Here is a 12,682-nt window from a genome sequence, read left to right as displayed (position 1 = left end):
AGACGCGTTTGCTTGGAATGCTTTATACACTGTTGGTTTTTCCTCGCGAACGCTGGAATCGTGAGGATCTAATCGAAATCGTCGTCGAACGGGCTCTAGCCGACAAAGAGCTTTCGTCCACGAGTAGGAAGCTTCTCAACTCGGACTTCCTGCGCCACATGCGGAACGCTGTTTCGCATGCTCGTGTCGATTTTTCGGATGACGCAGTGACTTTCCGAGACGGCAAGAATGATGCGGCGCTGACGTTTGAAGCGTCACTTTCGATCCCGGATTCGGTGAACCTCTTGCTGGTTCTCGGTCGAGCCTTCCACGAAAGTGCGCAAGTCAAAGATACCCTGACCAATCTAGGGAGAGCCAAACAATGACCACAGTCATCAAGAACGGCACCATCGTCACCGCCGATCTGACCTACAAGGCGGATGTTCTGGTCGAGGACGGCAAGATCGCGCAGATCGGGCCGGACCTGAAGGGCGACAAGGTTCTCGACGCGACGGGGTGTTACGTGATGCCGGGCGGGATCGACCCGCACACCCATCTCGAGATGCCTTTCATGGGGACCTATTCGTCGGACGATTTCGAGAGCGGGACGCGGGCGGCCCTGTCGGGCGGCACGACGATGGTCGTCGATTTCGCGCTGCCCTCGCCGGGGCAGGGGCTCCTCGATGCGATCAAGATGTGGGACAACAAGTCCACCCGCGCGAACTGCGACTACTCGTTCCACATGGCGATCACCTGGTGGGGCGAGCAGGTCTTCAACGAGATGAAGGAGGTGGTCGACAAGGGGATCACCACGTTCAAGCACTTCATGGCCTACAAGGGCGCGCTGATGGTGAATGACGACGAGCTTTTCGCCTCGTTCCGGCGCTGTTCGGAACTCGGCGCGATCGCGCTCGTCCATGCCGAGAACGGCGACGTCGTGGCGGAGCTTCAGCGCAAGCTGATGGAGGAGGGCAATACCGGCCCCGAGGCGCATGCCTATTCACGGCCCTCGCAGGTCGAGGGCGAGGCGACGAACCGCGCGATCATGATCGCCGACATGGCGGGCGTGCCGCTCTACGTCGTGCACACGTCCTGCGAGGAGGCGCACGAGGCGATCCGGCGGGCGCGGATGCAAGGGAAACGCGTGTGGGGCGAGCCCCTGATCCAGCACCTGACGCTGGATGAGAGCGAATATTTCAACAAGGACTGGGACCATGCCGCGCGGCGCGTCATGTCGCCCCCGTTCCGCGACAAGAAGCATCAGGACAGCCTCTGGGCGGGTCTGCAGTCCGGTTCGCTCTCGGTCGTGGCCACCGACCATTGTGCCTTCACGACCGAACAGAAGCGCTTTGGCGTCGGCGATTTCACCAAGATCCCGAACGGGACCGGGGGCCTCGAGGACCGGATGCCGATGCTCTGGACGCAAGGTGTGAACACCGGCAGGATAACGATGAACGAGTTCGTTGCCGTCACCTCCACCAATATCGCGAAGATCCTCAACACATATCCGAAGAAGGGCGCGATCCTTGTCGGCGCGGATGCCGATATCGTCGTCTGGGACCCGGAACGGACGAAGACGATTACCGCAAAGACGCAGCAGTCGGCCATCGACTACAATGTCTTCGAAGGGCACGAGGTGAAGGGGCTTCCGCGCTACACTCTGACGCGCGGACAGGTCGCCGTGAACGACGGGAAGGTGGAGACGCAGGAAGGCCACGGCAAGTTCGTGGCTCGCGAACCGAACGGCGCGGTGAACCGGGCGCTGTCGACATGGAAGGAGTTGACGGCGCCGCGTCCGGTCGTGCGCAGCGGCATTCCTGCCAGCGGGGTGTGATGGACGATTGGGATCTCAGTCTGCCGAACGGCAAGGCGCGTGGCCGTGTCAGCCTCCGGGGGCTGGGTCCCGCGCTGTTCGGCTGGCAGGTCGCCTCACTCCTTGCGGCGATATCCGTCTCGGTCGGCATGGCGGCGGTGTATCGGCATGAATGGAACGGTGCGGGATTGCCCGTGGTCTGTGCCTGGGTGTTTACCGCGCCCACGCTTCTCGTTCGCGGAATGATGAGGTTCCGTTGGGGCATGATGGCCTCCACGGTCGTCGGGAGCGTGATCGGTGTGCTATTCATGCCGATCACTCAAGGCTTTTACGTTCCGATCACTCTGAGGCCCGGCGACTTTCTCGTCGTGGAAACCCTGATGGTCTACGCCGCCTCTGGCGCTTTCGCGGGTGCGTCATGGTGGCTGACGGAGTATCTGTGCAGGTGCGCATGAAAGACGAACAAGATGGGCTGGTGATTGCCGCCAAGGGCCTCGGGTTGACGTTCCAGACCGCGGACGGGCCAGTGCACGCGCTTACGGGCGTGGACCTCTCGGTCGCGCGGGGAGAATTCGTGTCGTTCATCGGCCCTTCGGGTTGCGGCAAGACCACCTTCCTGCGCTGCGTGGCGGCGCTTGAGGCGCCGACAGAGGGGCAGCTCACCGTCAACGGGATGGACCCCGACGCGGCACGGAGGGCGAGGGCCTACGGCTATGTCTTCCAGGCGGCGGGCCTTTACCCGTGGCGGACGATTGCCGGAAATGTGAAACTTCCCCTGGAAATCATGGGCTATCCGAAGGCCGAGCAGGACGAGCGTGTTCGAAAAGTGCTGGAACTCGTCGATCTGGCTGGCTTCGGCAAGAAGTTCCCCTGGCAGCTTTCGGGCGGCATGCAGCAGCGCGCCTCGATCGCGCGGGCGCTGGCCTTCGACGCCGACATCCTGCTCATGGATGAGCCCTTCGGCGCGCTCGACGAGATCGTGAGGGACCGGCTGAACGAGGAACTTCTGAAGCTCTGGGCGACGACGGGAAAGACGACGCTCTTCGTCACCCACTCGATCCCCGAGGCGGTCTATCTGTCCACCAAGATCGTCGTGATGAGCCCCCGGCCCGGACGGATCACCGACGTTATCGAAAGCACGCTTCCGCGCGAGCGGCCGCTGGAGATCCGCGATTCCCGCGAGTTCATCGAAATCGCGCACCGCGTGCGCGAGGGCCTCAGGGCAGGGCACAGCTATGACGACTGAGTGGCGGGGACAGGCGTCTTTCCCGAGGCAATCGGGAGCGGGTCGATGAGAACGCTGGTTCCGATCCTCACTGTCCTCGTCGGGATCGTGGTCCTGTGGTACGCGGGAGCGGTGTGGCTCAACTCGGCCTGGACGCTCGACCAGGCGGCGCGGAGCGGGGCCGAACCCACGTTCATCGACATCGTCAACGACACGATGATGCAGGAGCGCCCCGTCCTTCCCGCGCCGCACCAGGTCGCGGCGGAGTTCTGGAAGGGCGTGACGGGGCAGAAGGTGACCTCGAAGCGGAGCCTCGTGTATCACGGCTTCGTCACGCTCCAGGCGACCATGTACGGCTTTGTCCTCGGGATTCTTGTCGGCGTGGCGCTGGCGGTTTCGATTGTCCACAGCCGGGTGATGGACCTGTCGGTGATGCCCTGGGCCATCATCAGCCAGACGATCCCGATCGTGGCGCTGGCGCCGATGATCGTCGTCCTGTCGAATGCGGTCGGGATCGAGGATCGGCTGATCCCCAAGGCGGTGATCTCGGCCTACCTGTCGTTCTTCCCGGTGCTCGTGAGCATGGTGAAAGGTCTGAGATCCCCCGACGCGATGCAGCTGGACCTGCTCCGGACCTACGGGGCGAACCGGTCGCAGGTCTTCTGGAAGCTGCGCCTTCCGTCCTCGCTTCCCTATTTCTTCGCTTCGCTCAAGGTCGCCGTGGCGGCGAGCCTCGTCGGTGCGATCGTGGGTGAACTGCCGACGGGCGCGATCGACGGATTGGGCGCGCGGATGCTGATCGGCTCGCAGTTCGGCCAGCCCCTCATCATGTGGGCGGCGCTGATCGCGGCCGCGGTGCTGGCGGGCGCGCTGATCCTGGTGGTCGGTCTCCTGCAGCGGCTGGCGGAGCGGCGGATGGGAGTCGTGCGATGAGCTGGCTTCTGGGCGCCATCGTCTTCTGGCTCGCCGCCTGGGCCCTCAACGCGCGGCTTGCGCGCGAGGCGGGGCGATCGCGGCTCGTGCGGGCGCTGATCCCGGCGCTCTTCGGGGTCACGCTACTCGTCCTGTGGGAAGGCGCTGTGCGGGGGCTGAATGTCAACCCGGTGATCCTTCCTGCGCCCTCGGCCATCTGGGGGGCGATCGCCGGGAACCTCGGCATGCTGCGCGAGGATTTCGTGCAGACGATCTTCAAGGGCGCGCTGTCGGGCTACGTGATCGGTTGCGGCGCGGCCGTGCTGACGGCCATCGCGATCGACCGGTCGCCCTTCCTGAAAAGGGGCCTTCTGCCGATCGGAAATTTCGTCGCCGCGCTTCCCATTGTCGGGATCGCGCCGATCCTCGTGATGTGGTTCGGCTTCGACTGGCAGTCGAAGGCCGCCGTCGTCGTCGTCATGGTCTTCTTCCCGGTCCTCGTGAACACGGTCGCGGGCCTTGGTGCGGCGGAGAGGATGCAGCGGGACCTGATGAAGACCTGGAGCGCGTCCTACGCGCAGGCGATGCTGAAGCTCAGGCTGCCGGCGGCGATGCCCTTCATCTTCAACGGCCTGAAGATCGCGACGACGCTTGCGCTGATCGGCGCCATTGTTGCCGAGTTTTTCGGCAGCCCGACGCGCGGCATGGGGTTCCGCATCTCGACGGCGGTGGGCCAGCTTGCGCTGCCGCTCGTCTGGGCGGAGATTGCGGTGGCGGCCCTGGCGGGCTCGGTCTTTTACGGGCTCGTGGCACTCATAGAGAAGGGGGTGACCTTCTGGCACCCCTCACAGCGAGGACGAGCGTAACAACATGGAGGTCAACGGAATGAAGACGTTTCTGACGGGCGCTTTCGCCGCGACGATGATCGCGGGCGCGGCGCAGGCGGCGGACGATGTGACGCTGCAGTTGAAGTGGGTGACGCAGGCCCAGTTCGCGGGCTACTACGTCGCGCTCGACAAGGGATTCTACGAGGAAGAAGATCTGAACGTCACGATCAAGCCGGGCGGTCCGGACATCGCGCCGACGCAGGTGATCGCGGGCGGCGGGGCCGACGTGACGGTGGAATGGATGCCCGCAGCGCTGGCCGCGCGGGAGAAGGGGCTGCCGCTCGTCAACATCGCGCAGCCGTTCAAGTCCTCCGGCATGATGCTGACCTGCCGGAAGGAGACGGGCATTTCCTCGCCCGAAGACTTCAAGGGCAAGATCCTGGGCGTCTGGTTCTTCGGCAACGAGTATCCGTTCCTGAGCTGGATGGCGACGCTCGGCATCCCGACCGAGGGCGGTGCGGACGGCGTCGAGGTGCTGAAGCAGGGCTTCAACGTCGATCCGCTCCTGCAGAAGCAGGCCGACTGCATCTCGACCATGACCTACAACGAATACTGGCAGGTGATCGACGCCGGGCTCACCCCCGACGATCTCGTCACCTTCAAGTACGAGGACCAGGGTGTGGCGACGCTTGAGGACGGTCTTTACGTTCTCGAAGACAGCCTCGCCGACCCCGCCTTCGAGGATCGGATGGTTCGCTTCGTCCGCGCCTCGATGAAGGGCTGGAAATACGCCGAGGAGAACCCCGACGAGGCGGCGCTGATCGTTCTCGAATATGACGAGACGGGCGCGCAGACCGAGGGTCATCAGAAGCGGATGATGGGCGAGATCGCGAAGCTCACCGCCGGTTCGAACGGCGCGCTGGATCCCGCCGACTACGAGCGGACGGTGGCGACGCTTCTGGGCGGAGGTTCCGACCCGGTGATCACCAAGGAGCCGGAAGGCGCCTGGACTCACGCGATCACCGACAAGGCGCTGAACTGAAACTGATCTCCGGGGGGCGCGCCATGCACGCCCCCCGGGCTTCCGCGGTGGTGGAAAACCTAGTGGCTGCCGTCAGCGTGGGCAGGGACCGATACGGTAGGTGCCGTCGCCCCGTGAATAGGCGCATTCCTTCGTTCGTTCGTTCCGTGCGACCAGGGTGCCGATCGCGGCGCCACTGAGCGCTGCGATGATCGTCCAGTCACGATCGGCGTTCAGCGCCTTCGCCGTGATGATGCCGACGGTTGCGCCGATCAGGCCGCCTGCAACTTCCTCTTCCGTCGCAGTGCAGGACGAAAGCGCAAGCGCACTGGCGCAGGCGAGGGTGAGCAGTGTCTTTCTCATTGCATCCTCCCAGGTTCGGATACCTCACGATCCACCAGCGCCGCTTTCGGCGCATTGACGCAGGTCAAGGGGTCTTCGGCGGCTTTCGTGCATGAATCGGCTTCGATCGGGGCAAGGATCTTCGGGGCGGGACGCCTTGAAGCAACCCCGATCACTATCGGGGATAAGGCGATGGCCGGAGGGTCGACATGAAGAAAAATCCCGCAAGTCCGAGCAGGTTCCGCAACCTCGCTGCGGCTTTCACGCTTGCCCTTCTTGCCGTGGCCTGCGCGCCGGTCGCGGAAGAGGTCGGTGAGTGCGAGCCGGGGGTGGCGGATATCTCGCGCGTCGCAGACGTGGCGCCACCCTGCTGACGGATGGGTAAACACCTTCTGGACATGCGATAAGCGGCGCAGAAGCCTTTTCCTGAAAAGGAAATTCCTGTAAAGGCTCGGGCGGAGGACAGACCCATGCGCCGTTCCGCCCTTGCCGGCACGCGGATCCGCGAGCGCCGCACCGCGCTCGGACTGAAACAGGCCGACCTGGCCCGGTCGGTGGGGATATCGCCCGCCTATCTCAACCTCATAGAACACAACCGCCGGCGGGTTGGCGAAGAGTTGACAACCAAGCTGGCCGATACGCTGGGCGTCGAGGTCACGGCGCTCGCCGAAGGGGCGGAAAGCGCGCTTTTCGAGGGCCTTCGCGAAGCGGCGGCCGGGGTCGGCGCGGCGGAGACCGCGCCCGAGGTCGACCGGATCGAGGAATTCGTGGGCCGCTTCCCGGGATGGGCCGGGCTTCTCGCCCAGCGGCAGTCGCGGCTGGCCGCGCTGGAACGAACGGTGGAGGCGCTTTCAGAACGGATGGCGCACGACCCGCACCTGTCCGCAAGCCTCCACGAAGTCCTGTCCGCCGCAGCCTCGGTACGGTCGACCGCGGCGATCCTGGCCGAGATCGAGGATATCGACCCGGACTGGCGGAAGCGGTTCCACGGCAACCTCCAAGACGACAGCGAAAGGCTCGCCGAGGCGGCCGAGGCGCTGGTGGCCTATCTCGATACCGCGTCGGAGGGGGAAGCGGGGATTTCCTCGCCGCAGGAGGAGGTCGAGGCCTGGCTCGCCGCCTCCCGCTGGCACCTTGCCGCGGTCGAAAGGGCGCAGATGCCGGAACCGGAGGACCTGATCGCGGGGGCACCGGAACTCGCTTCGACGGCGGCGCGAAAACTCGCCGCGGACTACATAGCGAGGGCGCGGGAGGACGCGCTCGCGTTGCCGCTCGAGCCGTTCGTGGCGGCCGTGGCGGAGCTTGGCGTGGATCCGGGACTTCTCGCGGGGCGTTTCGGGGTAGGTCTGCCCACGGTGTTCCGGCGCCTTGCCACGTTGCCGGAAGATGCGGTGACGGGACCGGTACCCGGCCTCGTCACCTGCGATGCGTCGGGCACCCTGACATTTCGCCGGCCGGTTGCGGGCTTCGCCCTGCCGCGTTTCGGCGCGGCCTGTCCGCTCTGGCCGCTCTATCGCGCGCTGTCGCATCCGACGAGCCGGATCCGGGAGAGGGTCACGCTGGCGGGGCGGGTGCAGGAGCGGTTCCTGACCTTCGCCTATGCCGAGCCGAACCACCCCGAGGGCTTCGGCGGGCCGGAGATCGTGACGGCCTTCATGCTGATACTGCCGGAGGCGGGTTCGATCGGGGAGGACGATCTGGCGGTCGGCCCGTCGTGCAGGGTGTGTCCGCGCACGAAGTGCCCGGCGCGGCGCGAGCCGTCGTTCATCGCGTGAGACCATTCCTGACCCGGCGCGGCATTGCTTTTGACAGGCGCAAGGCGGCGCGCGATAGTCGCCTAGTTGCGCGAACCGGAGGGGAGGACGGATGGTGGGACATGTCCTTCTGATAGAGGATGAACCGAACATCATCGAGGCGATCAGGTTCATCCTGTCCCGCGACGGATGGCAGGTTTCGGTGTGTTGCGAGGGCGACGGGGCGATTGCCGCCGTGCGCGCCGGGCGGCCGGATGTGGTGATCCTGGACGTGATGCTGCCGGGGCGGTCTGGGTTCGAGATCCTCGCCGATCTCAAGGCGGATTCGGACCTTTCCGCGACGCGGGTGTTGATGCTGACGGCGAAAGGCCAGGTCAAGGAAAGAGAGGCGGCGGAACGCGCCGGCGCGGACCGTTTCATGACGAAGCCCTTCGCGAATGCCGAGTTCCTCGCGGCCGTACGCGCGCTGGGAGGCGCGGCGTGAGCGGGCTCGACCAGGACCCTGAAGACCGGCCCTCGAGGCCGCGCCAGCCACTGTTCCTTGCACGGCAGAAATACCGGCGGCGTCGCATGATGGACGCGTCGCGCCTGCTGCCGGTGATCGGCTTCTTCCTGTTCCTGCTGCCTATACTGTGGCGCCCCGCAGAGACGGCGGAAGCGGATACGGCACGGGGCGAGGTCTATGTCTTTTCCATCTGGTTCGGACTGATCTTCGTGGCCTTCCTCCTGGCACGGTGGCTCGCGCCGCTGTCGGTGGAGGGCGGGGAAGAGACGGAGGACCGCTGATGGTGCCCTTCAACGTCCTCGTCGTCGTCTGCCTCGCCTATGTGATCCTTCTGTTCATGGTCGCATGGGCGGCGGAAAGGCGCGCGCGGGCCGGGCGGGTGAGTTGGCTGCGCTCGCCCATCGTCTACACGCTGTCCCTGTCGATCTATTGCACCGCCTGGACCTTCTACGGCGCGGTCGGCTACGCGGCGCGCTCGGGTCTGGAATTTGCAACGATCTATCTCGGCCCGACGCTTGTCTTCGTCGGCTGGTGGTGGCTCCTGCGCAAGCTCGTCCGCATCGGCAGGACCCAGCGCGTGACCTCGATCGCGGACCTCATTTCCTCGCGTTACGGGAAGTCGAACGTTCTGGGGGTCATCGTCACGCTTCTCGCGGTCGTGGCCGCGACGCCCTACATCGCGCTCCAGCTTCAATCGGTCGTCCTGTCGTTCGGCGTCTTCGCCGCGGATACGCCCGCGGGCTGGGCACTGCCGGACCAGGGAGCGACGGCGCTCTGGGTGGCGGCGGGGCTTGCGCTGTTCACGATCCTTTTCGGGACGCGGAACCTCGACGCCAACGAACGTCACCACGGCGTCGTGATGGCGATCGCACTCGAAGCCGTGGTCAAGCTCCTGGCGCTGGTCGCCGTCGGCGCTTTCGTGGTCTGGGGGCTTGCCGGCGGGGTTTCGGATGTCCTCGACCGGATCGCGGCATCTCCAATCGCCGAGTGGGAGATGCGGCCGGGGCGCTGGGCGGGGCTCATATTCCTCTCGGCTGCCGCGATCCTGACCTTGCCGCGAATGTTCCAGGTCATGGTCGTGGAGAATGCCGACGAACGACATGTTGCGACAGCGAGCTGGGCCTTCCCGTTCTACCTCTTCCTTATGAGCCTCTTCGTCGTGCCGATCGCGGTCGTGGGGCTTGAGAACTTGCCCGAGGGGTCGAACCCGGACCTGTTCGTGTTGACGCTGCCGCTCATGTTCGACAGGGGCAATCTCGCGATGCTCGCGTTTCTCGGCGGCTTCTCCTCGGCCACGTCCATGGTGATCGTGGCGGCGATCGCGCTGGCGACGATGGTATCGAACCACATCGTGACGCCCCTGTGGCTGTCGCTCCGCGAGGGCGGGGCGCGGGCGCCCGGTGACGTGCGGGGGCTTGTGCTCATGTCACGGCGGCTGTCGATCGCGGCCGTGCTGGCGCTTGGCTATCTCTACTACAGCTTCTCCGGCGGGTCGGCGGCGCTGGCCGCGATCGGCCTGATCGCCTTCGTCGGCGCGGCGCAGTCACTGCCGGCGATGATCGGAGGCATCTTCTGGCGCGGGGCGACGCGGGTAGGCGCGGCTGCGGGCATTCTGACGGGCTTCGCGGTCTGGCTCTACGCCCTGTTCCTTCCGTCTTTCGGCGAGGGCGGGTTGATCTCGGCCCAGGTGATGGCGGAGGGGCCGTGGGGAATATCCTGGCTTCGTCCCCGGGCGATGTTCGGGATCGATGGGATGGACCCGCTTCTCCACGCGCTTTTCTGGTCCTTGTCACTCAACACCGGGGCCTTCGTGCTGGGCTCCCTCTTCACCTTCCCGACGCCCTTGGAACGACTTCAGGGCGTGGCCTTCGTCAACGTCTTCGACCACGACCGCGGCGCGCGCGGATGGTCGCGCGGCGGCGCCGAGGCGGAGGACCTTCTGACAATGTCCCAAGGCATTCTCGGTGCCGAGGAGGCTCAGAACTTCTTTCAGGCCGAGGCCGCGCGCCAAGGCAAGGCTGGGTTCCTGCCCGACTCGACGCCCGACTTCATCGAGCGGCTCGAACGCCGACTGGCGGGTGCCGTCGGCTCCGCGACGGCGCATGCGATGGTGGCGCAGTTCGCGGAAGGTGCCGCGGTCAGCGTGCACGACCTGATGGCGGTGGCCTCCGAAGCCCAGCAGATAATGGAGTATTCGAGCCAGCTGGAGGCGAAGTCCGAGGAACTCGCCCGGACCGCGCGGCAGCTTCGGGACGCGAACGAGAAACTCACGGAGCTGTCGATCCAGAAGGACGCGTTCCTGAGCCAGATCAGCCACGAATTGCGCACTCCGATGACCTCGGTCCGCGCGTTCTCGGAAATCCTGATGGAGCCAGACCTGCCGGAGGCGATGCGGGCGAAGTACGCCGAGATCATCCACGAGGAGGCGATCCGCCTCACGCGGCTTCTGGATGATCTGCTTGACCTCTCGGTGCTGGAGGCACGGCGGGCGCAGCTGAATATCCAGGTGGCGAACCTGCACGACTTGATCGAGAAGGCGATTCGGTCCGCGTCCGAAACCCGGCCGGAGAGGAGTTTCGTCTACCACCGCGACCTGCCGTCGGAGCACCTGGCGGTCTATACCGACACCGATCGTTTGGTGCAGGTCTTCATCAACCTCGTGTCCAATGCGCGGAAGTACTGCGATTCGGAGAGGCCGGAACTCACGATCAAGGTCCGGAAGCGCGGGGCAAAGGTCGAGGTGGATTTCATCGACAACGGTTCGGGCATCCCGAAGAAGTCGCAGGCGATCATCTTCGAGAAATTCGCGCGGCTTACGGACCAGGCGCGGGCCGGCGGCGCCGGGCTCGGCCTCGCGATCTGCCGGGAGATCATGGCCAATCTCGGCGGCTCGATCGCCTACCTGCCGGGGCAGGGCGGCGCGGCCTTCCGCGTCACTCTGCCCGTGCGGCGCAGCATGGCCGAAGCGGCCTGAACGCGTCGCCGGGCCAAGTCCGGCGCTCAATCATTTGTAAACCCTGATCTGACAGTTCTGGCGGGGAACGGTCCGGGCCCGCACGCGGCCGGGGCGCGCCGGGGCGGAGGGAATGGCGGAAAGCGAGGCGGAATCGGTGCTCAGGCGCAAGGCCGAAGCGGGGCGGCTCCGCCCGGACGAATTCGCCATGTCGCCCCGGAAGGCATTCCGCCAGGCGCTGGCAATGGCTGCGCAGGACCTGATGGAGATGCCTCTGAGTGTGCCGGATTCGTCGGAATCCCGGGTCTCGCTCTCTGACCTTCCGGACGTGCTGGAAGACAGGGCGCTTCTGGCGATCCTCGACGGGCCGGGGGAAAGCCAGGGGCTCATCGCGCTGTCTCCGCCGGTACTCGCGGGGGTCATCGAGATGCAGACAATGGGGCGGCTCGGTGTCGGCGCCGTCCTGCCGCGCAAGCCCACCCGGACGGATGCGGCGATGGTGGCGGAGTTCGTGGACCGCGTTCTGTCCGAGGCGGAGGCCCTTCTGACGGATCGGGCGGACATGACCTGGGCTGGCGGATTCCGCTATGGCTCATGGCTGGAGGATCCGAGACCGCTGGGGCTGATCCTCGAGGACACGAGTTACCGGCTGTTCCTGATGAGGCTGGATATGGGCCTCGCGGGAACGCGCCGGGGCACGATCGTCCTGGCTCTTCCGGCGGAAAGAAGGATTGCGCCGCGTCGGGACGAAGCGACGGCCGACCGCGGCACTTCAGCTGCGAGAGAGGCTGAGGTTATGGCCGCGCGCGACTGGGCGGCCCGGATCGAGCAGGCGGTGACGCGGTCGGAAGTCCGGATCGATGCGGTGCTGCATCGGATCCGCTTGCCGCTTGGGGAGGTCATGACCCTGGCACCGGGCATGGTTATGGAAATCCCGATGGACGCGCTTGAACGCCTGTCGATCGAGGGCGCGGACGGACGGGCCGTGGCGCGAGGCAGGCTCGGCCAGGCGACGGGGCAACGCGCGGTGCGGTTGACGGGGTTCGTGGAAGACGAGGACGGAAGGGCGTTGCTGTTGGGCGGGACGCGAGGGCGCGCGCAGCGGGATAAGGACACCGAGGCGCTGAGCGGTCGTTCGCCATTCCCCGAGCCCGGCCCCGGTCCCGCGCCGCAGCCGATCCTCTCGGGCGAAGATCGCGTGGAAGACGTCTGGCGAAGCGGCGCGCCGCAAACGACGGACGGTGCCGAGGCGGAGTGGCCGGAATTGCCCATTAAGGTGGCAAACGGTCCTTGACCTTCGCGGGATCGGGCGACCTTCAGGGAAATCAGCGTTCCGGCCCGGCGTCGGCCT

General features: G+C 65.8%; 14 protein-coding genes. 13 read left to right on the top strand and 1 reads right to left on the bottom strand.

Translation table 11 applies throughout. The annotated features are described in order from the left end of the window. Positions 1-17: 17 nt before the first annotated feature. From ABCN56_RS19730 to ABCN56_RS04225, 7 genes are read left to right on the top strand one after another with little or no spacing between them, the layout of a single operon-like run. Positions 18-365, top strand: a complete 348-nt coding sequence (locus ABCN56_RS19730; protein ID WP_484214018.1) for a hypothetical protein — start codon at positions 18-20, stop codon at positions 363-365. After that, on the top strand, positions 362-1,813 hold the full coding sequence (hydA, locus tag ABCN56_RS04250) for a dihydropyrimidinase (protein ID WP_343079519.1): 1,452 nt from the start codon (positions 362-364) through the stop codon (positions 1,811-1,813). The genes ABCN56_RS19730 and hydA overlap by 4 nt, the downstream gene beginning before the upstream one ends. Next, on the top strand, positions 1,813-2,247 hold the full coding sequence (locus ABCN56_RS04245) for a hypothetical protein (protein WP_343079518.1): 435 nt from the start codon (positions 1,813-1,815) through the stop codon (positions 2,245-2,247). The genes hydA and ABCN56_RS04245 overlap by 1 nt, the downstream gene beginning before the upstream one ends. Further along, positions 2,244-3,038, top strand: coding sequence for an ABC transporter ATP-binding protein (locus ABCN56_RS04240; protein WP_343079517.1), 795 nt, complete (start codon positions 2,244-2,246; stop codon positions 3,036-3,038). The genes ABCN56_RS04245 and ABCN56_RS04240 overlap by 4 nt, the downstream gene beginning before the upstream one ends. Before the next feature lie 45 nt (positions 3,039-3,083). Continuing rightward, on the top strand, positions 3,084-3,950 hold the full coding sequence (locus tag ABCN56_RS04235) for an ABC transporter permease (RefSeq protein ID WP_343079516.1): 867 nt from the start codon (positions 3,084-3,086) through the stop codon (positions 3,948-3,950). Next, complete coding sequence (locus tag ABCN56_RS04230; protein ID WP_343079515.1) at positions 3,947-4,795, top strand: ABC transporter permease; 849 nt, start codon at positions 3,947-3,949, stop codon at positions 4,793-4,795. The genes ABCN56_RS04235 and ABCN56_RS04230 overlap by 4 nt, the downstream gene beginning before the upstream one ends. A gap of 19 nt (positions 4,796-4,814) precedes the next feature. Then, a complete protein-coding gene (locus ABCN56_RS04225; protein WP_343079514.1) occupies positions 4,815-5,798 on the top strand; it encodes an ABC transporter substrate-binding protein in 984 nt (327 codons plus the stop codon). Between the two features lie 72 nt (positions 5,799-5,870). On the opposite strand, the gene ABCN56_RS04220 is transcribed toward ABCN56_RS04225, so the two are convergent. Further along, complete coding sequence (locus ABCN56_RS04220; protein ID WP_343079513.1) at positions 5,871-6,140, bottom strand: glucose-6-phosphate isomerase; 270 nt, start codon at positions 6,138-6,140, stop codon at positions 5,871-5,873. 188 nt (positions 6,141-6,328) lie between these two features. Here ABCN56_RS04220 and ABCN56_RS04215 point away from each other — a divergent pair, with 188 nt between their 5' ends. The 6 genes from ABCN56_RS04215 to ABCN56_RS04190 all read left to right on the top strand — a co-directional run bounded on the left by ABCN56_RS04215 (position 6,329) and on the right by ABCN56_RS04190 (position 12,625). Further along, complete coding sequence (locus ABCN56_RS04215) at positions 6,329-6,493, top strand: hypothetical protein (protein ID WP_343079512.1); 165 nt, start codon at positions 6,329-6,331, stop codon at positions 6,491-6,493. A 96-nt stretch (positions 6,494-6,589) separates the two neighbouring features. After that, positions 6,590-7,894, top strand: coding sequence for a short-chain fatty acyl-CoA regulator family protein (locus ABCN56_RS04210; protein WP_343079511.1), 1,305 nt, complete (start codon positions 6,590-6,592; stop codon positions 7,892-7,894). A gap of 91 nt (positions 7,895-7,985) precedes the next feature. Further along, the gene (locus ABCN56_RS04205; protein ID WP_343079510.1) at positions 7,986-8,357 is read left to right on the top strand and encodes a response regulator transcription factor; all 372 of its coding nucleotides are present in this window, start codon (positions 7,986-7,988) and stop codon (positions 8,355-8,357) included. Continuing rightward, positions 8,354-8,659 (top strand): hypothetical protein, encoded by a 306-nt coding sequence (locus ABCN56_RS04200; RefSeq protein ID WP_343079509.1) that lies wholly within the window; start codon positions 8,354-8,356, stop codon positions 8,657-8,659. Before ABCN56_RS04205 ends, ABCN56_RS04200 begins: the two co-directional genes overlap by 4 nt. A gap of 2 nt (positions 8,660-8,661) precedes the next feature. Next, the gene (locus ABCN56_RS04195; RefSeq protein ID WP_343080115.1) at positions 8,662-11,352 is read left to right on the top strand and encodes an ATP-binding protein; all 2,691 of its coding nucleotides are present in this window, start codon (positions 8,662-8,664) and stop codon (positions 11,350-11,352) included. A gap of 112 nt (positions 11,353-11,464) precedes the next feature. Then, positions 11,465-12,625 (top strand): FliM/FliN family flagellar motor switch protein, encoded by a 1,161-nt coding sequence (locus tag ABCN56_RS04190; RefSeq protein ID WP_343079508.1) that lies wholly within the window; start codon positions 11,465-11,467, stop codon positions 12,623-12,625. Positions 12,626-12,682 lie beyond the last annotated feature (57 nt).

Origin of the sequence: Ostreiculturibacter nitratireducens, from assembly GCF_032670585.1 — a bacterium.
Classification (GTDB): Bacteria; Pseudomonadota; Alphaproteobacteria; order Rhodobacterales; family Rhodobacteraceae; genus Ostreiculturibacter; species Ostreiculturibacter nitratireducens.
The sequence above is the reverse complement of the archived record's forward strand: the minus strand, read 5'-3'. Positions and strand labels throughout refer to the sequence as shown.